At 68.1% G+C, this 23,660-nt stretch carries 17 protein-coding genes; 6 read left to right on the top strand and 11 right to left on the bottom strand.

Annotated features, from left to right (window positions below; translation table 11 throughout):
• The first annotated feature begins 45 nt into the window (after positions 1–45).
• Together OHA10_RS14265 and OHA10_RS14260 are read left to right on the top strand one after the other, a co-directional pair.
• Entirely contained in the window at positions 46–3,699 is a 3,654-nt protein-coding gene (locus OHA10_RS14265; RefSeq protein ID WP_371406674.1) for an NPCBM/NEW2 domain-containing protein, read from the top strand.
• A 314-nt stretch (positions 3,700–4,013) separates the two neighbouring features.
• Positions 4,014–5,456: a methyltransferase gene (locus OHA10_RS14260; protein WP_371406673.1), complete on the top strand. Its 1,443-nt coding sequence runs from the start codon at positions 4,014–4,016 to the stop codon at positions 5,454–5,456.
• Here OHA10_RS14260 and OHA10_RS14255 read toward each other — a convergent pair.
• Complete coding sequence (locus tag OHA10_RS14255) at positions 5,450–7,018, bottom strand: diguanylate cyclase (protein ID WP_371406672.1); 1,569 nt, start codon at positions 7,016–7,018, stop codon at positions 5,450–5,452. The two genes, OHA10_RS14260 and OHA10_RS14255, sit on opposite strands and share 7 nt — an antisense overlap.
• Positions 7,019–7,061: 43 nt before the next feature.
• A complete protein-coding gene (locus OHA10_RS14250; RefSeq protein WP_371406671.1) occupies positions 7,062–8,618 on the bottom strand; it encodes a diguanylate cyclase in 1,557 nt (518 codons plus the stop codon).
• A 217-nt stretch (positions 8,619–8,835) separates the two neighbouring features.
• Here OHA10_RS14250 and OHA10_RS14245 point away from each other — a divergent pair, with 217 nt between their 5' ends.
• Positions 8,836–9,651 carry a TIGR03619 family F420-dependent LLM class oxidoreductase gene (locus tag OHA10_RS14245; RefSeq protein ID WP_371406670.1) on the top strand — a complete coding sequence of 272 codons (816 nt, stop codon included), beginning with the start codon at positions 8,836–8,838 and terminating at the stop codon, positions 9,649–9,651.
• A 74-nt stretch (positions 9,652–9,725) separates the two neighbouring features.
• On the opposite strand, the gene OHA10_RS14240 is transcribed toward OHA10_RS14245, so the two are convergent.
• The 9 genes from OHA10_RS14240 to OHA10_RS14200 form a co-directional block, all read right to left on the bottom strand.
• Positions 9,726–10,241 (bottom strand): N-acetyltransferase family protein, encoded by a 516-nt coding sequence (locus OHA10_RS14240; protein ID WP_371406669.1) that lies wholly within the window; start codon positions 10,239–10,241, stop codon positions 9,726–9,728.
• Between the two features lie 12 nt (positions 10,242–10,253).
• A complete protein-coding gene (locus OHA10_RS14235; protein ID WP_371406668.1) occupies positions 10,254–10,478 on the bottom strand; it encodes a hypothetical protein in 225 nt (74 codons plus the stop codon).
• 263 nt (positions 10,479–10,741) lie between these two features.
• Positions 10,742–12,046: a cytochrome P450 gene (locus OHA10_RS14230; protein WP_371407941.1), complete on the bottom strand. Its 1,305-nt coding sequence runs from the start codon at positions 12,044–12,046 to the stop codon at positions 10,742–10,744.
• Between the two features lie 316 nt (positions 12,047–12,362).
• On the bottom strand, positions 12,363–13,157 hold the full coding sequence (locus OHA10_RS14225; RefSeq protein ID WP_371406667.1) for a DUF2785 domain-containing protein: 795 nt from the start codon (positions 13,155–13,157) through the stop codon (positions 12,363–12,365).
• A gap of 173 nt (positions 13,158–13,330) precedes the next feature.
• A complete protein-coding gene (locus OHA10_RS14220; RefSeq protein ID WP_371406666.1) occupies positions 13,331–14,095 on the bottom strand; it encodes a hypothetical protein in 765 nt (254 codons plus the stop codon).
• 1 nt (position 14,096) lies between these two features.
• On the bottom strand, positions 14,097–15,089 hold the full coding sequence (locus OHA10_RS14215; RefSeq protein ID WP_371406665.1) for an ABC transporter ATP-binding protein: 993 nt from the start codon (positions 15,087–15,089) through the stop codon (positions 14,097–14,099).
• 270 nt (positions 15,090–15,359) lie between these two features.
• Positions 15,360–16,565 (bottom strand): DUF4142 domain-containing protein, encoded by a 1,206-nt coding sequence (locus OHA10_RS14210; RefSeq protein ID WP_371406664.1) that lies wholly within the window; start codon positions 16,563–16,565, stop codon positions 15,360–15,362.
• Between the two features lie 139 nt (positions 16,566–16,704).
• Positions 16,705–19,008 carry a sodium-translocating pyrophosphatase gene (locus OHA10_RS14205; protein ID WP_371406663.1) on the bottom strand — a complete coding sequence of 768 codons (2,304 nt, stop codon included), beginning with the start codon at positions 19,006–19,008 and terminating at the stop codon, positions 16,705–16,707.
• A 225-nt stretch (positions 19,009–19,233) separates the two neighbouring features.
• On the bottom strand, positions 19,234–19,563 hold the full coding sequence (locus OHA10_RS14200; RefSeq protein ID WP_130387202.1) for an STAS domain-containing protein: 330 nt from the start codon (positions 19,561–19,563) through the stop codon (positions 19,234–19,236).
• 218 nt (positions 19,564–19,781) lie between these two features.
• On the opposite strand from OHA10_RS14200, the gene OHA10_RS14195 reads away from it, so the two are divergent.
• The 3 genes from OHA10_RS14195 to OHA10_RS14185 all read left to right on the top strand — a co-directional run bounded on the left by OHA10_RS14195 (position 19,782) and on the right by OHA10_RS14185 (position 23,614).
• Complete coding sequence (locus tag OHA10_RS14195; protein WP_371406662.1) at positions 19,782–22,091, top strand: DEAD/DEAH box helicase; 2,310 nt, start codon at positions 19,782–19,784, stop codon at positions 22,089–22,091.
• A 36-nt stretch (positions 22,092–22,127) separates the two neighbouring features.
• On the top strand, positions 22,128–22,529 hold the full coding sequence (locus OHA10_RS14190) for a hypothetical protein (protein WP_371406661.1): 402 nt from the start codon (positions 22,128–22,130) through the stop codon (positions 22,527–22,529).
• 317 nt (positions 22,530–22,846) lie between these two features.
• Positions 22,847–23,614 (top strand): hypothetical protein, encoded by a 768-nt coding sequence (locus tag OHA10_RS14185; protein WP_371406660.1) that lies wholly within the window; start codon positions 22,847–22,849, stop codon positions 23,612–23,614.
• Positions 23,615–23,660: the final 46 nt, after the last annotated feature.

Raw genomic sequence — 23,660 nt, 5'->3', positions numbered from 1 at the left:
TTCATTGATGCGTGAAGTGAGGCACTCGTGAGCATCTTTGTCCGCATGAAACGTTCAGTAGTCGCCCTGGCCCTGTTAGCGGGCGCACTTGTGTACACCGCGGCTCCCGCGCAGGCCGCCGCCACCACGCTCGGTGACATCACCGGGTTCGCGGCCGACAAAGCGACGTACACTCTCAGCGCCGGCGCGGCGAAGGTAAGAGTGGTGTTCCTGAAGGACGACGTCTTCCGGCTGTGGATGGCGCCGGACGGGAACTTCACCGATCCGGCGAACACCCCGCCCACCGATCCGAGCGCTCCGGCGTCGAACATCGTCGCCAAGACCGACTACGGCACGCCGCGGACCTCCTGGCGTGACCGCGGCAGCTACTACTCGCTCACGACCGGCAAGATCGAGGTCCGTGCGCAGAAGAGCCCGCTGAAGTTCTCGCTCTACCGGTCGAACGGTCAGCTCGTCTGGTCCGAGTCGGCGCCGCTGTCCTGGACCGACACATCGACGACGCAGACCCTGGCACGCGGCGCGAACGAGCAGTTCTTCGGCGGCGGCATGCAGAACGGCCGCTTCTCGCACCGCGACCAGACGATCAAGATCTCCAAGGACTTCAACTGGGAGGACGGCGGCAACCCGAACGCGTCGCCGTACTACATGAGCACCGCGGGGTACGGCGTACTCCGGAGCACGTTCGACCCGGGTAGTTACAGCTTCACCAGTCCCGTCGTAACAACTCACGACGAGAAGCGGTTCGACGCGTACTACTTCGTCGGCGACCTGAAGACCTCGCTGGACCGCTACACCGAGCTCACCGGCCGGCCGTTCATGCCGCCGATCTATGGCCTCGAGTACGGCGACTCCGACTGCTACAACCGCGGTCACTACGCGACGGACCCGGATCCCAGCAACGACTGGAAGGTCAACCCGGACAAGGTGACCACGCTGGACGCGGTGAAGGTCGCGCAGCGGTTCAAGGACGAGGACATGCCGGGCGGCTGGATGCTCGTCAACGACGACTACGGCTGCGGATACTCCGCCAATACCGACTCCGAGCAGGTCGACGGCACGTGGTGGGGCAAGCGCGACATCCCGGCGCTGAAGCAGACCGGTGACGAACTGCGGGCGCGCAACATCCAGATGGGGCTGTGGACGCAGTCCGACCTCGATCGGCAGCCGGCCGAGGTCGGTGACGCCGGCGTCCGCGTGCGGAAGCTGGACGTGGCCTGGGTCGGTCCGGGGTACCGGTACGCGCTGAGTGCCTGCGACACGGCGCACGACGGCATCGAGCAGTACAGCAACGCCCGCGGGTTCGCGTGGATGGTCGAGGGCTGGGCGGGTGCACAGCGGTGCGCGGTGCAGTGGACCGGCGACCACAGCGGCTCGCTCGGCGCGATCAAGTGGCAGATCCCGGCGATCACCGGCTCCGGCAACTCCGGTATCGCCTACAGCGCGGGCGACGTCGACGGCATCTTCGGCGGCAGCGCCACGTCGTACGTGCGGGACCTGCAGTGGAAGACGTTCAATCCGGCGTTCATGAGCATGTCCGGCTGGTCGACGCCGGCGTACAAGCAGCCCTGGGCGTACGGCGACCCGTACACCTCGATCAACCGCAAGTACCTCAAGCTCCGCGAGCGCCTGCTGCCGTACTTCTACACGTACGCCGCCGAGGCGCACCGGACCGGCGCTCCGCTGAACCGGTCGCTGGTGCTCGAGTACCCGAACGACCCGAAGACGTGGGACGACACGACGAAGTACGAGTTCCTGGCCGGCAAGGAGTTCCTCGTCGCTCCGATGTACGGCGCGGACGAGGTCAAGAACGGGATCTATCTGCCCGCGGGTCGGTGGATCGACTACTGGACGGGTCGGGTGTACCAAGGCCCGACGACGGTCAACGGCTACCACGCTGCGCTCGACACACTGCCGCTGTTCGTGAAGGCGGGCGCGGTCGTGCCGATGTGGAAGTCCGGTATCAACAACGCTGCCGAACAAGGCTTCGGCGACCGCGTAACGGTCGACATCTACCCCTCGGGCAAGTCGTCGTTCAACCTCTACGAGGACGACCGCGTGACCCGCTCGGCGAAGTCCGCAACGCAGACCTTCGCCGTCGACGCACCGGCCGAGGGCCGCGGCGACATCACCGTGAACATCGGCCGCAGCAACGGTTCGTACGACGGCAAGCCCGCCGCGCGCCCGTACGAACTGACGCTCCACACCGGCACCGCCCCGCACGGCGTAACCATCGATGGCAAGACGGTCAACTGGTCTTACTCCGACGGAGTGGTTCGGGTGGAAACCGTGTCCATCCCCACCTCACGGAGCGCCGTCGTCCGCCTGTCGGGGACGTCCGCGGTGGGCGGCCCAGACGTCACCAACACCTTCGGCATCCCGGAGCTCACCACCCCGTCGCTGTGGAACGCCCCCGGCCAGGCCACCGAGGTCACCGCGACCTTCCGCAACGACACCCGCACAACGGTTCGCGACGTGCGCCTCGACGCCCAACTCCCGACCGGATGGTCCGTCGCCGGCGCGAACACCTTCTCGTCGGTCGCTCCCGGCAAGACCGTGACCACCAAGCTCCAGGTCACGCCAGGCGCTGACGTGAAACCGGCGAGCTTCACGCTGTCCGTGAAGGCGTCGTACGTTGCTCAAGGCAAGAGTTACTCGAACAGCGCGTGGGCAACGGCCGAGTTGCCGTACGCATCGTTGTCGCAGGCAGCCAATGTCGTTGGCGTGACCGACGCTGCGACGTACGCCAAGGGCAACTTCGACGGCGCCGGCGACAGCTTCAACGGCGAGGCGCTGGCAGCGGCCGGCTACACGCCGGGCGCCAAGGTGACCGTCCAGGACGCCGATTTCACCTGGCCGACCGGAGCACCCGGTACGCCGAACGTGGTGAAGGACCAGTCAGCTCCGATCCTGGTATCGGGCACCGGCTCCCACCTCGCGCTCCTCGGCTCGGGCGCCAGTCTCAACGCCCGCGGAACCGTCACCATCATCTACACCGACGGCTCCACGTCCGAAGGCACCTTCCAGTTGCCGAACTGGTGTTGCCAGGACCCGACAACGGGCGGCGCCAAGCTCGCCGTGTCGGTCAAGGGCCGTTACACACCGGCCGGATTGGGCAATACGACGACGGACTACCGCGTCTTCTACACCGCCGTACCGCTCGATCCCGGCAAGACCGTGAAGGCGATCGAGCTGCCCGGCGGAGGGCTCGGATTCTTCGCCGCCACGATCGCCGACAAACCGTTGCCCCCAGCACCTACTGGGGAGAACTGGGTCAGTGACCTGGAGTTCCTCGACTCCACCAACGGCTGGGGACCGGTCGAACGCGACCACAGCAACGGCGAGGACGGCGCCGGCGACGGCGGCCCGATCACGCTGGACGGGGTCACGTACGCCAAGGGCCTGGGCGCGCACGCTCCATCGTCGGTGAGCGTCCGTCTGGGCGGCAACTGCACCACGTTCACCAGCAAGCTGGGCATCGACGACGAGATGGAGGACCGGGGCAAGGTCACGTTCAAGGTCCTGACCGACGGGACCGCGAAGTACACGTCCGACCAGCTGACCGGCACGTCCCCGACCGCCACCACCACGGTCGACGTGACCGGCGCGCAAACCCTGACCCTCCAGGTCACCGACGGAGGCGACGGCAACACCAGCGACCACGCCGACTGGGCCGACGCCAAACTCACCTGTAACCCCTGACCCGAACCACCCCCGCCCCACTGACCCCGGCCCACCCCACCCCGCACCGCCCGCACCACCCCGCACCGCCCGCACCGCACCACCCCGGCCCTGCCCGTCGCATTTGATGGGTGCACCCATCTGGTTGGGGGTTTCCCACCGCTGTTCCGGGTGGGCAACCCCCAACGCCGTGGGTGGACCCACCAAATGAGAGCCGCGGGCGGGCGGGGCCCGGAGCGGACCGGTGGGGGCGCGGACCGGGTGGGGGCGCGGACCGGGTGGGGGCGCGGACCAGGTGGGGGCGGGGACCGGTGGAGTGGTGCGAGGATGGTGGCGTGAGTGAGCTGACGGGGTACGACGTGGACGGGCTGCGGACGGCGTTCGAGTCCGCGGGGTACACCGTGGACGGGGTTGCCGACCGGCTCGGTGAGCAGGCGAACGGGGCGCTGGGGCGGAACGAGACGGCGCCGGCGTACCGTCGTACCGGGTCCGGGGATGCGCTCGACACAATGATTCGGCTGTTCCTGCTGCAACGGCCCGTGCCTGAAACGCTTGTGAGCAAGGCGTTTCCGGGTATCGATCTGGTTGCCCTGGGCATCGTCACGACGTCGAGTGGCGAGGCGAGGGCAGTGCTCGACATCCGGCCGTTCGCGGAGGACGAGCGGGAGTGGTGGGTGGTTGCCGACCCCACCCCGGGCCTCGACGGTCGCCGGGAGCCGATGCGCTCCGACTATGTGCTCGGCATCGCCCCGGCCAGTCTCAGCCTCATTCACCTCACGGTCCCGATCAAGGCCGACCGGGCGCTCGACATCGGCACCGGATGCGGCATCCAGTCGCTCCACCTGGCCGACCGGGTCAACCAGCTCGTCGCCACCGACGTCAATCCGCGTGCCCTGCAGCTCGCCCGGTGGACGGCGGCGCTCAACCGCATCGACCTCGACGTACGTGATGGCAGTCTGTACGAGCCGGTCCGCGGTGAGCGGTTCGATCTGATCGTCAGCAACCCGCCGTACGTGATCTCTCCGCCCGGTGGCGACCTGACCTACCGCGAGACCGGGTACGCCGGTGACGCGGTCGTCGAGCAACTCATCAAGCAGGCGACGGACCACCTGACCGACGGCGGCTGGTGCCAGCTGCTCGCCAACTGGACCTGCGTGCGCGGCGAGGACTGGCAGGACCGGATCGCCACATGGACGGCGGATCGGTCGGCCTGGGCCGTCCAGCGCGAGCAGCTCGACCCGTCCGAGTACGTCGAACTCTGGCTGCGCGACGCCGGCCTGCACGGCTCACCGCAGTACACCGACCGGTACGACGAGTGGATGCGCTACCTGGACGACCGCAGCGTCGAAGCGATCGGCATGGGCTGGATCACGCTGCACAACGTCGAAGGCACCCTTACCGCCGAGTCCTGGCCGTACGAGATCGAGCGTCCGATCGGTCCGTACGTCGTGCACCGCTTCGAACGTCTGGAAGGCCTACCCGCCGACCTGACGTCGCTGCATCTGCAAGTGGCCGACGACGTCATCCAGGAGACCACTGGTCAGCCAGGCGCCGAGGACCCGGCCACCATCGTCCTGCGGCGCCAGCGTGGCATGCGCCGCGCAGAGCAGGTCGACACCGTCCTCGCGGGCTTCGTCGGGGCGTGCGACGGCGACCTGAGCACCGGCCAGATCCTCGCCGCCCTCGCGGATCTCATGGACCGGCCAGTGGTCGACGTACTCTCCGACTATCTTCCGCAGATCAGAAACCTTGTCGTAGAAGGCTTCCTCAACTACTGAGCGGCGCGCCGGCGACGGCGCTTCTCGGCGTACATGCGCCGATCGGCCTCGGTCAGCAGGTCGGTGACCGACGTACCGTCCGTGCTACTCGCCTGCCCGACGCTCAACCGCAGCATCGCGAACCATGGCGCCAGCGCCTGCGCCGCCTCCCGATCCGCGGCCGTCTTGATCCGCTCGACCAGCTCGGGTGCACCCCGCTCGTCCGGGTTGTCCAGTACGACGACGAACTCGTCACCGCCCGCCCGCGCCACCACGTCCTCCGCGCGGCACTGCTCCTTCAGCAGCTGCCCGACGCGCCGCAGTACCTCGTCTCCGCACGCATGTCCGTAGCTGTCGTTCACGACCTTCAGGTTGTCCACATCGATCGCGATGACGGCAACCGATCGACCGGAATCGCGCGCCACCGACATCCGCTCGTCCAGCGCGCGCCGATTGCCCACGCCGGTCAGCGGATCCTCACGGGCAGCTCGCCATTCGGCGTCGTGCCGGATCGAGAGCTCATGATTCGCCAGCGCACTCCGTACGGCGTACAACCCGCGCAACCGCTCCGCCCACCACCCTCTGCTGATCGCCCGCGCGTACTGCAGCCCGCTGGACGCACCGGCATCGCCTGACGCGGCCACGATCTGTACGGCGGTGTGCCGGATCAGCGCCTCGACCGGCGGATCCGACGTCGGCGGAAGTTCGCTCGCCGACCGGCCCGCGGCCTCCATCGCGTCGTCGATCCGGCCTAGCGTCAGGTACGCCCTGGCCAGGTACGCGCCCGCGATCGCGGCCAGCTCGAGATCGCCGAGCTTCGCCACCTGGTCGCGGCAGTCCTTCAGGATCACCGCCGCCTCGGCCGCATCGCCGGCGTCGTTGCTCGCCGCCAGCCACATCCGCCCCACCATCGGCCAGTACCCGAGCAGGTCGGCCGCCAGGATCGCATCGACCGCCTCACCCGCCCACCGGTGCGCGGCCTGACGGCGCTCCTTGATCTCCTCGTCGTACGACGTGTCGCCGAGCCGCTCGAGCTCGTGCGCCCAGCGCAGGTTCGACTCGGCCAGGTTCAGCCGGTTGATCGCGGGCCCTTCGGGCAGACCGAGCGGATCGTGATCACCCTCCGCGGCGAGCTCGAAGTGCGGGATGCACAGTTCGTACAGCCGGAGCAGGTCGTAGGCGTAGCCGAGGCCGGTGTGCGCCCAGCCGGCCAGGCCGAGGTCGCGGGTCCGGGACAGGGCGTTCTCCGCGGCGACCAGATCAGCGACCGAGTCACCGCCCTCGCCGGTGCGGATAAGCGTGACGATCCGCACCGCGATCGCGTTCGCCTCCCAGCCCGGCTCGTCGATCGCGCGCGCGACCCGGATACAGGCATCGACGGCGTCCAGTGCCTCGACCGAGTCGGTGGCGTGATGCGCCGCGACGGCTCGCACGTACTCGGCCGCGGCCCGCTCGTGACTCGGCTCCGGATCCAGCTCGGCGAGCAGCTCGTTGAGCTCGAGCGCAGCCTCGGCCGGACTGCCCGACTGCGCCCGCGTCATCGCCGCCGCGATCCGCGCCGTCACCCCCGACGTCTCGCGCACCACACCTCCTCCCCTGCCCTGACTCACTGTCCTGCGGTGCCCATCACCTGTTGCGGCGCTTGTCCTCGTAAAGGCGCACATCCGCCCGCGCGATCAGTTGCTCGACGCCGAGACCCTCGGCGGTTGCGGCGTACCCGAGGCTCAGCCCGAGCCGGCGCAGCCACGGTTTCTCCGTCGCCGTCGCGATCGACTCGACGGCGATCCGGATCCGCTCGGCCAGCTGGGCGCCGCCCTTGGCGTCGGGCTGGTCGAGGACCACGAAGAACTCGTCGCCACCCGATCGAACCACGGCATCGGTCGCTCGCGCCTGTTCTACCAGGAGATTTGCCACAACCTGCAGCAATTCGTCCCCGCAGGCGTGCCCGAAGGTGTCGTTGACGATCTTCAGGTTGTCCACATCGATGGCCAGCAAGGTGACCGCACGTCCGGAATCGCGGGCCGCGGTCAGCCGCTCGTCCAGCGCACGGCGATTCCCCACACCGGTCAGCGGATCCTGCCGCGCCGCGTGCCACTCGGCGTCGTGCCGGGCCGGAAGATCGTGCACAGCAAGCGCATGCCGTACGGCGTTCAGCGCCCGCTGCCGCTCCTTCCACCAGCCGCGCGCGACCGACCGTGCGTATTCCAGGCCTGCAATGCCTCCTGGCGTCCCGTCGACAGCGTCGATCTCCGAACGGGTCTGAAGCACCAGGACATGCGTCGATGGGTCGGCCAACGGAATCAGGTCGTCGGCCGCCCGGTCCGCCGCGGCCTTGGCCTGCTCGAACTTCCCCTGCGCCTTCAAGGCCCTGGCCAGGTAGGCGCCGGCGATCGCGAGCCGCTCGGTCTCGCCCAGTTTGCTGATCTCGTCGCGAATCTCGGTCAGCTCGGCGACCGCGCGGGCCGGGTCCTCGGCAGTAGCGGCCGCCGCAAGCCACAGACGGGCGCTGAGACGCCAGAACTCCTGGCTCTCGTCATCCACTATCACCCGCTCGGCTTCGCGCGCCCAGTACGCCGCTGACGCCAGCCGCTCCTCGATCTCCCTTGTATACAAAGGATCGCCGAGCCGCTCGAGTTCGTGTGCCCAGCGGAGATAGGTCTCGGCGAGGTTCAGCCGGTCGATCGCCTCGGACTCGGCCAGCTCGAACACGTCCGCGTCGAGCCCTGTCGCGAGCTCGTAGTGCGGGATGCAGAGCTCGAACAGCCGCAGGACGTCGTACGCGTAACCGAGCCCGGTGTGCGCCCAGGCCGTCAGTCCCGGGTCCTTGGTCCGGCTCAAGGCCGCTTCAGCCGCGACCAGATCGTTGACCGTGTCGCCGCCACGGCCGCTGCGGGCGAGGTTGATGATGCGGATCGGGAGCGCGTTCGCTTCCCAGCCTGGCTCGTCGATCGCGCGAGCGACCTCGATACAGGCGTCGACCGCCCGCAGCGCCTCGTCGGCGTCACTCGCGTGGTGGGCCGACACGCCGCGCACGTACTCGACGGCGGCCAGCCGGTAGCTCGGCACCTCACCCAGCTCGGCCCGGATCGCCTCGATCTCCGCCGCGGCACTCGCATGCCCACCCGATTGGGCGGCGGTCATCGCGGCGGCGATCCGGGCGGTCAACACATCGCCCGTCCCCATCTCGCCAATCCCCATACCCGCCGACGGCCCTTCCCTGTTCCGTCACCCGCACTTCGGGCCGGACCGCCCATTGTGACCACCCACCCCGCATCCTGTCACGACCCGATCCGGCCAACGACCACCTAGTGCCACAAAGAAACTACACACGAGAACCACCAGTACCGGAAATATCGCGTGGTTTGCCTTCACCCCGGGGGCAAGGTTCTAGGGTCGGCGGGTGAAATTCGCCGTTGCTTACAGCACACCGGGACAGGGCATGGATCCGGAGCGGCTGGTGGAGTTCGCCCAGCACGCGGAGGCCTTCGGGTTCGAGGGGCTGTACGTCCCCGAGCACGTCGTCCTCTACCGCGGTGCGTCTTTGGGCGGCTTCGAACTGCCGACGACACTCGAGTACGCCGATCCGCTCGACCTGCTGATGTACGTCACCGCGTCGACGGAGCGTCTCCTGCTGGGTACCGCAGTACTGCTGCTGCCGTACCACCATCCGGTCACCCTTGCGAAGCGTCTCGCCACGATCGACGTGCTGTCGAAAGGCCGGATGCGCTTGCTGACCGTCGGGCTGGGCAGTCTGCCCGGTGAGGCACGCGCCGTCGGCGTCGACTTCGCGACCCGCGGTCGCCGTACGGACGAGGCCATCGACGTACTGCGCTTGCTGTGGACCGGCGGAGCGGACGGGGTGAGCTACTCCGGGGAGTTCTTCCAGTTCCAGGATCTGTGCAGCTTCCCGCATCCGTTGGCCCCGCTGCCGATCCACATCGGTGGCTCGAGCCGCGCGGCCGCCCGCCGAGCCGGCCGCCGCGGCGACGGCTACTTCCCAGGCGGCGCGCTGCCGCCGGCCGAGCGCGCAGCCCAATGGGACCTGGCCCGCGAGACCTCCGGCCGGGACGACCTCGAGTACACCCGCTGGGCCTCAGCCGACCTGACTCCCTCGGCCCTCGCGTCGTACGAACGCCAAGGCGTCACCCGCCTGGTGATCAACGCCCAAACCCCCGCCGACCTGACCACCTTCGCCCAACAATTCACCCTGCTCTGACCGCCCACCCAGCCCATGGTCGTGATCACGACAACGACGGGACAACCGCTGGGGGAACGCGATTCTCATGCCTGTCACGGCAGGTGTACGAAGCCGACGTAGTCTGCTCCGGCCGGACCTGGACGCGACGTTCCGTCGCGGGTCCAGCCGTGTCGCTCGTAGAACCGGATGGCACGGGAGTTCCGCTCCCACACATCCACCTCGCCCACAGCATCAGCCCGGCGTGCGACGGAGACGAACCGTCCCATCAGCGCGCTACCAACACCGCTCGACCACCGATCCGGCTCGACGAAGATCCCCACGAGCCGGACGCGTGTCTCGTCAGGAGCATTGGTCGGGAACACTCCGTTGGCATCCAGCGTGAGCACACCGACGATGTCGTCGCCCACAACGGCCACCAGAACGGCAAGCCGAGAATCCACCACCATCCCGCGCCACGCCTCCCGATACCCCTCATCAGGAACCGCTGCCACGTCATGGCCGCCCGCACCGTAGTACACAGCCCGCGACCGCGCATGCAGCTCCGCAAGCGCATCACCGTCACCAGGCACTGCGTCCCGAATGCGGACCACCTCAGCTGCGTCTGCCATGAGATTGCCCGATCAACCTGTCCTGACCGGCTTACCGTTGTCACACATCCACGTGGAGCCGTCCCGCGCCGCGGCCAGCCTCGACTGATCCCCGGGGATCTTCCAGTTCGGCTTGTACGACGGTTCAACCAGCAGCACGCGTCCGTCCCCGGCCCGAAACACCACCCCAGCCACCACCCGCTTCCGCGGCAATCCGGTCACGTACTCCGCACCCACATCCATCACGCCTCTCCGCATCAAGCCAGTAGACGACCGCCGTCACCAGAGAGTTCGACCCTCGTCCAGCCGGCCCTTCGCACCACATCGGACTCGCCGAAATCGCGGGCATCCGATCACGACCGCGATCGCCGCGGAGCGGCCTCAGAGAACTGCCGCCGCTAAGCGGCGTCCTTTGGTGTCGCGAAGCGGTGTCCCCTTGCCGGTCTCCACAAAACACATCCGCCCCGCCCGGTGCGGGCGAGGCGGATGGCGATCGCAACTGCCGCCGCGAAGCGGTGTTGTTAGACGGCGGCCTGGTTGGTCGACGCCGCGTGGAGTTGGACGGGGAGGGATTCGACGCCGTAGACGATGGAGAAGTCTCGGAAGCGGAGCTGTTCTTCAGGTACGGCGAGGGACAGGTCCGGGAAGCGGTGGGCCAACGCCGAGAATGCGGCGCGCAGTTCCATCCGCGCCAACTCGGCACCCACGCACCGGTGCATGCCGTGGCCGAAGGCGAGATGAGCGGCCGACACCGTACGGCGCGGATAAAAGTCCTCGGCATCAGCCCCGAAGATCTGCTTGTCGCGGTCCGCGCCGGACAGCGAGACCGCGACGAGGTCGCCCTTCTTCACCTGCTGGCCGAACAGCTCCTGGTCGTGCCGCGCGAACCGCGGGAACGCGACCTGGACAACCGTCAAGTACCGCAGCAGCTCCTCGACGATCACGTCGACCGCGCCCGGCTCGTTGCGGATCAGCTCGAAGTTCTGCGGGTCGCGCAGCAGCACCAGCGTGCCGAGCGCGAGCATGCTCGCCGACGTCTCGTACCCACCGAGGAACACCCCGTCGGCCAGGCCGCCGAGCTCGATGTCGTCGAGATCGTCACCCTGCTCGCGAATGATCGACCCGATCAGCCCGTCACCCGGGTTGCTCCGCTGCTTGCGGACGATCTCGAACAGGAAGTCCCGCGACTCCGAAGCCGACCCGAACACTCCGATCCCGCCACCGGACAGGTCGAATCGCGCCGGCCCGAGCGCACGGAAACGATCGCGGTCCTGCTCCTCGACCCCGAGCAGGTCCGCGATCAGCAGGAACGGCACGTTGAACGCGAAGTCGGCGACGATGTCGACGACCGGCCCCTTGGCCTCCATCTGGTCCAGCTGGTCGTTGACGATCTTCTCGATCGCCGGCTCGAGCCGGGCCAGCTTGCGCTTGGTGAATTCGGGGGTGAGCAGCTTCCGCAGCCGCGTGTGGTCCGGCGGATCGGTGAAGCCGAGCCCGCCGATACCCTCCGACGGCTTGTTCGGGTCCGAGCCGACCAGCGGCCGGATGTCGTTGCTGAAGTTCGTCGTGTCGGCGAGCACAGCCTTCGCCTCGGCGTGCCCACTGACCACCCATACATTCAGCCCGAACAGGTGGGCCAGTTTGTGCACCGGCTCGGTCTCCCGCACCTCCGCGAGCTCCGGCACCGGGTCGAGACCCTGCCGTCGCAGCGGCATCGAGACCGAGCTGGGAAACATCCGCATCTTCGACAGGTCGAGACCACCCTTGCGGGTGGTCCTACTCAGAATGCGGTTGCCGACCCATCTCTTCAGGTATGTCGCAACCATGACTTCCACGCGCCCTCTCTAGAACCCGCTGCCCCCGACGGCTTTGTAGCTCAAAGCTAACCTTGCCGGGGACCAGATCTGATGGTGTTGGCACTACTTGGGTAGTGGCGTTGGCACCACCATGGGAGGGGGCCATGGCCTGCCAGCAGAGACCTTGTCACGGACGAGCCCTCCACTGCCACCTGACTTCACCTGTACTCCGCCCTGGACCTCGACATGCCGTTGCTCCGGGAGGATTCAGGGAAAAAGCAGACGAAAGTCGGATGCGTCCTACCCCCCAAGGTAGTTGCCCCGAGCCCTGCATCACCTGAGAGCGTCAGAGATAGTACGGCGTGACGATCCGGAACACGTCGGCCAGCTTCGTCTTGACCTGTTCGAGGTGCGGGATCGAGGTGAGCTTTTTCTCATCGCCGACCCGCAGACCGTGATCGGCCAGCACGTATACAACCCGCAACGTCCGGATAGTGTTCGTCACCTCGGGAGTGATCCCCTCGGCGGGCGGGTTCGAGAGCGCGCGGATCACCGGGTCGAGCCATTCGACCGCGTCGGACTCGGTCAGGTCGTCGCGCGTCAGCGTCGCCGCCAGCGCGTACCCGAGCCGGTCGTCCTCCATGTCGCGCAGCACGTACGACGTGGGCGTCAGCAACCGCCCGATCCCGAGCCGCAGCATCTGCATCGGCTCGACCGCCTCGTGCAGCCCGAGCGTCCCGAGCAGGTCGGCCCCATGCGCCACCGCATGCAGCCAGCCGAGCTTCTCGTCGTGCCCGCGCAGGTCCTCCTCGGCGACGTACCAGCGCTCGAACGGGGGCACCCAGTGCGGCTCGTAGACCCCGGCGGACACGATGCAGTCGAGGATCAACGGCGCGAACGTCCGCGCCTGGATCTCCGGATCCCCGAACCGTGGAACCATCTCGTCGCCGAGCGCCCGCAGTTCGTCGGCCGTCAGCACACCACGCCCGATCCAGGTCGCGAGTACGGCGTACGCCTGGCGATCCCGTACGACGGGATCCGGCGACCGCAGCATGCCCACCAGCTCGGCCACCAGCTCGCCCGTGGAGCGGCCCTCGGGGACCGCGTAGCCCGCCTCGCGCACCTGCGCCCAATCGATCATGCGCGGCACCGTAGACGCTCCCCGGGCCACCCGCCAACCCTTGATCAACAGGAGAACGGCCCGCGGTCCATCCGGTCTCCCGGATGCACCGCGGGCCGTCGCGGCCAGGACCCCTCAGCCCGACCGGGCTCCCTGCCCCGGCCAGGGCCCCTCAACCTCGACCGGGGTGGCTTTTATGCGTCGCGCTTGCTCGCCGAGAAGAGGGCGATCGCCATCAGCGCGGCCGCCCAGCCGGCGAAGTACAGCAGGGCCCACCAGGGACCGAGAGCGAAGTCGCTGCCGCCGGCGCCCGGACCGGCCAGACCGAAGTCCTGGCCCTGGTTCAGGAACGAGCTGCCGTTCGCGAACGGCGCCCACTTGGCCAGGTCGTCGCCGACCTTGGGGATCAGGTTGACCAGGTTCTCGACCAGCAGCGGCCAGAGAATCAGGATCGCGATCGCACCGGCGCTCTGCCGGATCAGGATGCCGACCGCCACCGCGATCACCGCGGAGATCGCGAAGACCAGGCCCTGACCGGCCAGCAGCCGCCACTCGGCGCCGGTGTTGATCGACAGGTCCGCGTTGCTGGCGAACAGGCTGCCGATACCCCACGCGCCGAAGGATGCGATCAGGCCGATGACACCGGACAGGAACGCCACCACCGCGGTCTTGCCGAGCAGCAGCGCGGCGCGCTGCGGAACGGCCTGGAAGCTGGTCCGGATGGTGCCGAACCGGTACTCCGTGGTGACGGCCAGCGCGGCCATCACCATCATCACCATCTGGCTGAGCTGGGCGCCCGGCTGGGTGATGAAGATCGTCGCCCGCTGCTCGTCGGCGCCCTTGAGGAAGCCGGTCGTCAGCGCCGCGAACCCGACGGTCAGCACGGCGGCGACGATCATGCACCACCACGGCGAGCGGGTGGAGAAGAGCTTGATCCGCTCGACAGTGATCACCGACATGTCAGTTGTCCTCCTTCGGACCCGCAGCCACCTCGGCGCCCGACGGCGCGTCGAGCTGGGTCACAGCAGCAATCTCGTCGTGCGCGTGGTACTCGACCGAGTCACCGGTCATCTGCATGAACGCCTGCTCCAGCGAACCGCGCTGCAGCGTCAGCTCGTGCAGCACGATGCCGTGCGCCGCGGCCGCCTCACCGATCTGGTCGGTGGTCAGGTCGCCCTCGACGAACAGGACCTTGCCCTCGTTGTCGACATCCTCGATCCGGGTGACCAGCTGCTGCTGGTGCAGTACGCCGGCCAGCTGGTCGAGCTGCGGCGTGCGGACCTTGACCGTCGTACCGCTGGCGCGGTCGACGAACTCCTGGGTGGTGCTCTGCGCGATCAGCTTGCCGCGGCCGATGACGACCAGGTCCTCGGCGGTCAGCGCCATCTCGGACAGCAGGTGGCTGGAGACCAGCACGGTCCGGCCTTCGTCGGCCAGCCGGTGCATGAAGGTGCGGATCCAGACGATGCCCTCAGGGTCGAGGCCGTTGACCGGTTCGTCGAAGAGCAGCACCTCCGGGTCGCCGAGCAGGGCGCCGGCGATGCCGAGCCGCTGCGACATACCCAGCGAGAAAGCGCCGGCCCGCTTGTTCGCGACCGCGGACAGGCCGACCATCTCCAGCGCCTTGTCGACGGAGTCCTTCGGCAGCTTGTTGGAGGCGGCCATCCAGGTCAGGTGCGCACGTGCCGAGCGGTTCGGGTGCACCCACTTGGCGTCCAGCAACGCGCCGACCTTGGTCAGCGGCCTGTGCAGATCGCGGTAGCGCTGTCCGTCGATCGTGACCTCGCCGGACGTCGGGGTGTCGAGACCGAGGATCATCCGCATGGTGGTCGACTTGCCGGCCCCGTTCGGGCCGAGGAAGCCGGTCACTCTCCCCGGTTTCACCTCGAAAGACAGGTTGTCAACGGCAACTGTTGCGCCGTATCGCTTGGTGAGGCCCTTTGCCTCGATCATCGCCGTACTCCTCTTTCGGTGGCGCACCTGGTAGTGGACTGTGTAGCACTCAGTATCGAGGTCGCCGGGGCCTGGATCATCGGACCCCGGGCGGATCCGGTGTGTCCACCCGTGGGTTGATTCTGCCGTCCGCCGGTTGCCGGCTGCTATCGGTTAAAGCCCTGACCACGACCCCGACGATCCCCTATGCGAGGGTCTTGCCGCATCAGCCGAAAGTCGACGGACGGCCGTACTTCGGTCGGTGGCAGTTGAAAGTGACTACCAAACGACTCAGACCACCGGGACGCCGTACAGCACGAGGTTGTGTGTATAGCGATGCGCTTTGTGGTCGTAAGCACCGGTGCAGGTGACCAGCACGAGCCGCGGCTTTCCGGCACCTTGGAAAAGGTCGCGTGGCAAAGCAGTCTGCAGGTAGGTGCGCCGAGCCACGATCTTGTACCGGTGCACGTGCCCGTCCCCACCGGTCACCGAAACCTTCGCACCGACCGGTACTTCGGACAGCCCCGCGAACACCGCACGTCCGGACCGAGCCGTGTCCACGTGTCCGGCGAGCAGAACAGTGCCGCCGTCGGAGCCAGGGGCCGCCCCCGCCGCCCACCAGCCCACGGCCTTCGGCGACGTGGGCATCTGCAACTGGCCGTCGCTGCCGGTCGCGACAGCCTGCACCGGCGCGTTCTCAACACCTTGCAACTTCAACTTGACCGGCGGAACGGCAGCTTCACGTTCCGCGTCGGAGGAACCGGCTTGCGGGACCTTCCCGGTGTTGCCAGGCGTCCCGAACACCATGACGAGCCCGGCCGCCAGAGCTGCCACACCGAGGAGACGCCGCCGCATCGACTTCTGCTTGCCGACCAGGAGAAGAAGCGCTCCAAGTCCGAGCAGGACCAACGCCGCCCGCGAGCGCGCCTGCTGAGCTGCGGCGACCTGGCCGCCATCTCCGGTCGGTACGACCGGCTTGCTGGTCACGAGCCGGCAGGTAGGCGTCACCATCTGCAGATCCATCACGACCACGGGCCTGGCGCCTTCGGCCACCGACTCGACCGCGGGCGACGAGGCCTTCGGCAGATCACCGTCGATCAGAACCAGGTACTGCTGGTGCTGCTGCCGCTGCAAGGCGAGCCACGCCTCGTCGTACCCGCTCGTCCCGGACTTGGCTCCGACCGCGTCCATCTGCTTGCGCTGCGCCGCCGAGGGGAGGTTCGGCAGCTTGATGCCGAACCGCGTCGCGAGCTCGGTCTCCTGGGCGGCGAGCTTGCGATGATCGCGTTCCAGCTGGACGGCGACGGTTCGCACGCACGAGCTGCGGCCCTGCGAGTTGGCCGCGTGGGCGGCGTCGATGACCGTCAGATTGATCTGGTGAGCCGCGATCAGGTACGTCGCATCGGGCGTCGGCGGTGCCGCGTTCGCCACCTGCGCTGTTGCCGCCAGGCCCGCCAGGACGAGCACGAGCAAAGCAGTCGCCCGCCGGAGAGACATCGACCTCGCCACCTCCCAACGGACGTTTCGTCGTAGAACGACAGTAAGCGTGGAGGACGGTCCGGGTCCACGTGAAACGGCCCGCCGGACGAGGCCGGCGGGCCGTTTCATCAGCTACTGCTTCGTCCGGTACTGCGGACTACGCGGCCGCGTTCACCTCGGCGGGGGTGTCGGAGATGACCGACTCCCGGCGCTTCGAGACGTAGACCGCGGCGGCCAGGATGATCACCGCGACGACCGCGATGATGATCCGGAGCGCCTTGTTCGGGTCGTCGCCGATCGCGGACATCCCGACGACGGCCGGAGCGATCAGCACCGAGACCAGGTTCATCACCTTGATCAGCGGGTTGATGGCCGGACCGGCGGTGTCCTTGAACGGGTCGCCGACGGTGTCACCGATGACGGTGGCCTCGTGCGCGGGCGAACCCTTGCCGCCCCAGTTGCCGTCCTCGACCAGCTTCTTGGCGTTGTCCCAGGCACCACCGGAGTTGGCCAGGAAGACCGCCATCAGCGTGCCGGCGCCGATCGCACCAGCCAGGTAGCCGGCCAGCGCCGCGGCGCCGAGGCCGAAGCCGACGGCGATCGGCGCGGTCAGTGCGAGCAGACCCGGCGTCGCCAGCTCCCGGAGCGAGTCCCGGGTGCAGATGTCGACGACCTTGCCGTACTCCGGCTTGCCCGTCCCCTCCATGATCCCGGGGATGTCGCGGAACTGACGACGCACCTCGTAGACGACCGCGCCGGCGGCGCGGCCGACGGCGTTGATGGCCAGACCGGAGAACATGAACACCACGGCCGCACCGAGGATGATGCCGACCAGCGTGCCCGGGTTGAAGACCAGTGCGTCGGCCTCGAACTTCGGGTAGTTGTCGGCCAGCGACGTCCGGATCGCGTCGGTGAACGAGCCGAACAGCGCGGTCGCGGCCAGTACGGCGGTCGCGATCGCGATGCCCTTGGTGATCGCCTTGGTGGTGTTGCCGACGGCGTCCAGCTCGGTCAGGATCTGGGCCGCCTCGCCGTCCACGTCACCGGACATCTCGGCGATGCCCTGCGCGTTGTCGGAGACCGGACCGAAGGTGTCCATCGCGACGATGACGCCGACGGTGGTGAGCAGACCACAGCCGGCCAGCGCGATCGCGAACAGCGCGACCACACCGGAACCGCCGACCAGGAAGGCGCCGTACACGGCCGCCGCGATCACCACTGCGGTGTAGACGGCGGACTCGAAGCCGACCGAGATACCGGACAGGATCACGGTCGCGGCGCCGGTCAGCGAGGTCTTGCCGACGTCGCGGACCGGCTTGTCCTCAGTGCCGGTGTAGTAACCGGTGAGCGCCAGGATGACGGCCGCCAGCACGATGCCGATGATCACCGAGACGGTGGCGATCAGCCGCGGGTCGCCGTCGTACGCGGCGATCGTCTCGGTCGCGCCGGTGAGGTCCTTGAAGCTGCTCGGCAGGTAGACGAACGCTGCCACCGCACAGAGCACGGCGGAGATGACCGCGGAGATGTAGAAGGCCCGGTTGATCGTGCGCAGGCCGTTCTCACCGGTCCGCGGGCGGGTCAGGAAGACGCCGATGATCGCGGTGATCGCGCCGATGGTCGGCACGATCAGCGGGAAGATCAGGCCCTGCTCGCCGAACGCGGCCTTGCCCAGGATCAGCGAGGCCACCAGCATCACGGCGTACGACTCGAACAGGTCGGCCGCCATACCGGCGCAGTCGCCGACGTTGTCGCCCACGTTGTCGGCGATGGTCGCCGCGTTCCGCGGGTCGTCCTCGGGGATGTTCTGCTCGACCTTGCCGACCAGGTCCGCACCGACGTCGGCGGCCTTGGTGAAGATACCGCCGCCGACACGCATGAACATGGCGAGCATCGCGGCGCCGAAGCCGAAGCCCTCGAGCACGGTCGGAGCGTCACCCTTGAAGATCAGCACGACCAGCGCGGCGCCGAACAGCCCCAGGCCCACGGTCGCCATGCCCACGGTGCCACCGGTGCGGAACGCGACCCGCATCGCCGGGTTGCGGCCCTCGTCACGGGCGGCCGCGGCGACGCGGACGTTGGCGCGCGTCGCGAGCCACATGCCCAGGTAGCCGATCGCGGCGGAGAAGCCCGCACCGACCAGGAAGAACACGGAGCGGAAGATCTTCAGCGTCGTCTCGTTGCCGCCGTCGGTATGAGCCGGCAGCAGGAACAGCAACAGGAACGCGACAACGGCGAAGATCGACAATGTCCGGAACTGCCGGTTCAGGTACGCCGAGGCGCCTTCCTGAACCGCCGCGGCGATCGTCTTCATGTTCTCGGTGCCATCGTTCGCGGCAAGCACCTGGCCCCGGAAGACCATCGCGATGACGACCGCGAGGATCGCGATCACCCCGACGACAATCACCAGAGTGGTGTTGCTCGACGAAAGATCCACCGCTTGTGGTGCAAGCAGCGCGGACATCCGTCCTCCTTGTAGGCAACCCATCCAGGCTTGACGGCCCCCATCTGCCGCAACCGAAGGGTTGGGGAAATACGACACAACGCCAATGGACTGGCGCGGTGGGCTACTCTAACGGGTTCCCGACCAGACCTGACGACAGGGTGGTCTACGCCATACCCGGGTGCCTGAGCAAGCAGCTCACTCTTCGTAGCCCTGCGGACACCTTTTCGCTTGGAACCGCTCGGGTCAGATCGCCGAGGCGACGTCCGGGTGGATGTCGAAGACCTTGGTCAGGCCGGTGATCCGGAAGATCTTCAGCAGCCGTTCCTGGGTACAGACCAGGGACAGCGAACCGTCGTGGGTGCGCACCCGTTTCAGCCCGCCGACGAGAACGCCGAGGCCGGTGGAGTCCAGGAACTCCACGCGTTCCAGGTCGATGACCAGGTCGTAGACCCCTTCATCGACAAGCGCGGCGATCTTCTCGCGGAGCTTCGGTGCGGTGTAGACGTCGATCTCCCCCGCCACCTCGATGACGGTCCGCCCGCCCTCGGCGCGCGCGGTCAGCGACAGATCCACTTCGGCCTCCGATCCCGTGAACTGCTGCATTCAACCATGTACGGACCGTGAGTAAGACCCGCTACCGAAAACTCTTTCATCTCGTCAGACCGAAGTCGATTCCCCTCCCCAAAAAGCCGTGTGCATCCGACCGTGTGCATCCGACCGTGCACGCCGCACGTGCACTCTCAGCTCGTCCTCAGCGATTCGCTGTCCGTGCCACGCCCTAAGCTCGCGGTATGCGTGCAGGTGGTGAGGCGGAGGCTGTCCTGAAGCGCCTGGCCGCCGGTCGCGACGACCGGTTGACGCACGTCGAGTCCGTGCCGCCGCGGTTGGGGCAAACGTGTGATTGGCCGCGCTGGGTTCCGGACGAGGTGCTCGGTCAGCTGCACGACGCCGGCATCACCGCGCCTTGGACGCATCAGGTCACCACGGCCGAAGCGGCGTACGCCGGGAAGCATGTCGTCGTCGCGACCGGGACGGCCTCGGGCAAGTCACTCGGCTACCTGCTGCCGGCCTTCGCCACGTTGAGCATCGCGCAGGCCGCGTCGCCGCATCGGCGTACCGCTTCGGTCCTCTACCTGTCTCCGACGAAGGCGCTGGCCCATGACCAGCTGCGGGCGGTCTCGTCGTACACGGTGCCCGGTCTGCGTGCGACGACGCTGGACGGGGACTCCGAGCGGACCGAACGCGACTGGGCGCGCGACCACGCGACGTACGTGCTGAGCAACCCGGACATGCTGCACCGGTCGGTGTTGCCGAATCATCAACGCTGGGCGCGCTTTCTGGGCTGCCTGCAGTACGTCGTGGTGGATGAGTGTCATCACTACCGCGGCGTCTTCGGCGCACACGTCGCCGGCGTACTGCGACGGTTGCGGCGGGTCTGCGCGCAGTACGGCGCTCATCCGATCTTCGTCTGCGCTTCGGCGACTGTTGCCGAGCCGGCAGTGTCAGGCGAACGCTTGACCGGCCTGCCGATGGTGGAGGTCGTCGAGGACGGCTCCCCGCGCGGCGGCATCGCCTTCGGTCTCTGGGAGCCGCCACTGACCGCACTGCACGGTGAGAACGGCGCACCGGTCCGCCGGTCCGCCACGGCCGAGGTGGCCGACCTGTTGAGCGATCTGGTCGTCACAGGTGTCCGGACTGTCGCGTTCGTCCGTTCGCGGCGCGGTGCGGAATCGGTCGCGCTGACCGCCCGGGAAAACCTGGCCGAGGTCGACCCGACGCTGATCGACCAGGTGTCGGCGTACCGGGCCGGCTATCTGCCGGAGGAACGGCGGCGACTCGAGGGGATGCTGCAGAGCGGTGAGCTGACCGGTGTCGCTGCCACCAACGCTCTGGAACTGGGCATCGACATAGCCGGACTGGACGCCGTACTGCTGTCTGGTTGGCCAGGCACGCGCGCATCGCTGTGGCAGCAGGCCGGGCGTGCCGGTCGAGCCGGTGGGGACGCGGTGGCATTGCTGATCGCGCGAGACGACCCGCTCGACACCTATCTGGTGCGCCATCCGCGTGCCATCTTCGGGCGGCCGGTCGAGGCGACTGTGTTCAACCCGGAGAACCCGTATGTCCTCGGGCCGCAGCTGTGTGCGGCCGCGCAGGAGGTCCCGCTGACCGCGGACGACTTCGACATCTTCGGCAGTACGACGGAGACCGTGATCGCCCAACTGGTCCGGCAGGGACTGCTGCGCGAGCGGCCGCACGGCTGGTTCTGGACGCGCCGGGAGCGGGCCGTCGACGCCATCGACATCCGGTCGGCCGGCGGGAAGACCGTGCAGATCGTGGAGGACCAGACCGGTCGCCTGCTCGGCACGGTCGACGGCGGTTCGGCGCACTCGTCGGTCCACGAGGGCGCCGTCTACGTCCACGCCGGCGAGTCGTACCTGGTCCGCTCCCTCGACCTCGAGGAGCACGCGGCCGTCGTCGAGCCCGCCTCCCCGGACTACACGACGTTCGCGCGGGACACGACCGAGATCAGCATCCTGGCGACCGAGGAGACCTGCAGCTGGGGTACGGCGGAGCTGTCGCGCGGCTGGGTCCAGGTGAAGAGTCAGGTCATCTCGTTCCAGCGCAAGCTGATCGCGACCGGCGACGTACTCGACGAGCAGCCTCTCGACCTGCCTGAGCGCACGCTGCGGACCAAGGCGGTCTGGTGGACGATGCCCGACACCGCCGTCGCCGATCTGGGCCTGTCCGACGTGCCGGGAGCGGCCCACGCGGCCGAGCACGCGTCCATCGGGCTGCTCCCGCTGTTCGCCACCTGCGACCGCTGGGACATCGGCGGCGTCTCCACCGCCCGCCACGCCGACACCGGCTGCCTCACCGTCTTCGTGTACGACGGCCACTCGGGCGGAGCCGGATTCGCCGAACACGGGTATGCCGCGGCGCGCGAGTGGTTGACTGCGACACGCGAGGCGATTGCACACTGTGAATGTACGGATGGATGCCCGTCGTGCGTACAGTCGCCCAAGTGTGGGAACCAGAACAACCCACTCGACAAGAGTGGCGCAGTAGCGCTGCTCTCCGCATTGCTGAGCAGTGAGGCCTGAAGGGCCGGCGTAGGGCCGGCGGAAAGGCAGCTTGCCATGGCCGTCCTCGGAATTGTTCTGATTGCCCTCGTGGTGCTGTTCGGTCTGGGCGTCTCGGTGTCCTCGACCGCGCCCACCAAGCTCGAGGTGTTCGGCGTCGACTTCGGTGTCTCGGTGCCGACCGTGTTCTTCCTCGGCGCCCTGACCGGCGCCGTGCTCATCGTCGGGCTGTGGCTGCTGAAGAAGGGCCTCGGCCGGGGCTACCGGCGGCGCAAGGAGATGCGCGAGCTTCGCGCCCAGGCGACGACCACGCCCAGTGACACCGTCGGCGGCGAGATCACAGAGGGTGACACGTCGAAGCCCGCGCTCGAGACCACCCCGGACACCCCCGCGGACGAGCGTCTGGCCACCGAGCGGGAGCTCGCCCCAGACCCCGACGACACCAAACAACCGCACTGACCACTCTGTTGCCTACGGCATCAACTACCGCGGCAAGCTACCGGAATATCACCGGATTGCCGTAAGATCTCGATCACTTCACAGCGGTCGCTCGGCGACCCGACAGCCCGATTTCGATGCCTTGTGCAACGAGATCGGGCTGGCAGTTAGTTGCCATTGGCATCAAGTTTCAGGAGATCGGCATAACCTCCCCGGTCGCACCTGTGCCTTACTTGTTGTGGCGTCAACGTCGCGCTGAGTCACTGCCGGCGTTCCGGCTCGCGTACGGGGTCCCGACGACCTGACGCCGTGAGATAGCACGACCTCTGGAGGTTGTCTTGATCATCCGTAAGCTGTTCAGCCGTACCGGCGTGGCAGTGCTCGCAGTCAGCGTCGCACTCGCCACCGCCGTACCGGCCCAGGCCGCGAACCCCGTCTCCGAGAGCTCGAAGACACCGGGCGTCACGGTCGGCGTGGCACAACAGATCGCCACCCGCTCCGACACGCGGTACTGCCTGACGTTCGTCACGGCCGCCAAGGTCCCGATGGCGGTCATGATGGCCTGCGCGCCGGGCAAGGAAGGCAAGACCCAGGAGTGGATCTACACCGAGTCCGGCCAGCTGCAGGTCGCGATGAGCAAGAGCGTCGGTGGCGCCCTTGCGACGACCGGCGCCTGCCTGGACAGCGGTGCGGACCTGGCGAAGGTACCTGCCGCCGCGCCACTGCTGGTGCTGCCCTGCCGTGAAGGCACCGGGCAGAAGTGGAGCTACGACAAGGACGCGGGCACGTTCGTGAACGCTGCCAGCGGCCTTGCCCTGACATCGCTGCTTGGCAAGGGGAAGGCCAAGCAGGCACAACCGACCGGCAGCATGAGTGCGGCCGGCACGCCGATCCAGGCCTGGGCCGGGCTCCCGGTGCCGAGCCTGGACATCCTGGGCGCGGTCCTGGCGCTCGTGAACGCGCTGCTGGCGTCGCTGGGCCTGGCCCTGCCACTGCCGATCGCGGGCGCGGCAGCCAGCCTGCTGTCGCTGCTGCGGCCGCAGCTGCCGATCCCGGCCCAGATGACGGTGTTGCCGAAGCAGATGATGCAGCTGGCCCAGAGCTGACCTGAGGAGGTTCCAGCCAGACAGACGGTCGGCCCCGACATCATGT

The sequence above is a fragment of the Kribbella sp. NBC_00662 genome, from assembly GCF_041430295.1.
In the GTDB taxonomy this organism is placed as follows: domain Bacteria; phylum Actinomycetota; class Actinomycetes; order Propionibacteriales; family Kribbellaceae; genus Kribbella.
The sequence above is the reverse complement of the archived record's forward strand: the minus strand, read 5'-3'. Positions and strand labels throughout refer to the sequence as shown.

Excerpts from the sequence above, each read along its gene's own strand:
- OHA10_RS14240 (WP_371406669.1), bottom strand. The coding sequence starts at position 10,241 with ATGGCAGACGCAGCTGAGGTGGTCCGCATTCGGGACGCAGTGCCTGGT.
- OHA10_RS14215 (WP_371406665.1), bottom strand. The coding sequence starts at position 15,089 with ATGATCGAGGCAAAGGGCCTCACCAAGCGATACGGCGCAACAGTTGCC.
- OHA10_RS14265 (WP_371406674.1), top strand. The coding sequence starts at position 46 with ATGAAACGTTCAGTAGTCGCCCTGGCCCTGTTAGCGGGCGCACTTGTG.
- OHA10_RS14190 (WP_371406661.1), top strand. The coding sequence starts at position 22,128 with ATGGCCGTCCTCGGAATTGTTCTGATTGCCCTCGTGGTGCTGTTCGGT.
- OHA10_RS14210 (WP_371406664.1), bottom strand. The coding sequence starts at position 16,565 with ATGTCTCTCCGGCGGGCGACTGCTTTGCTCGTGCTCGTCCTGGCGGGC.
- OHA10_RS14230 (WP_371407941.1), bottom strand. The coding sequence starts at position 12,046 with ATGGTTGCGACATACCTGAAGAGATGGGTCGGCAACCGCATTCTGAGT.
- OHA10_RS14195 (WP_371406662.1), top strand. The coding sequence starts at position 19,782 with ATGCGTGCAGGTGGTGAGGCGGAGGCTGTCCTGAAGCGCCTGGCCGCC.
- OHA10_RS14235 (WP_371406668.1), bottom strand. The coding sequence starts at position 10,478 with ATGCGGAGAGGCGTGATGGATGTGGGTGCGGAGTACGTGACCGGATTG.
- OHA10_RS14205 (WP_371406663.1), bottom strand. The coding sequence starts at position 19,008 with ATGTCCGCGCTGCTTGCACCACAAGCGGTGGATCTTTCGTCGAGCAAC.
- OHA10_RS14225 (WP_371406667.1), bottom strand. The coding sequence starts at position 13,157 with ATGATCGATTGGGCGCAGGTGCGCGAGGCGGGCTACGCGGTCCCCGAG.
- OHA10_RS14220 (WP_371406666.1), bottom strand. The coding sequence starts at position 14,095 with ATGTCGGTGATCACTGTCGAGCGGATCAAGCTCTTCTCCACCCGCTCG.
- OHA10_RS14250 (WP_371406671.1), bottom strand. The coding sequence starts at position 8,618 with ATGGGGACGGGCGATGTGTTGACCGCCCGGATCGCCGCCGCGATGACC.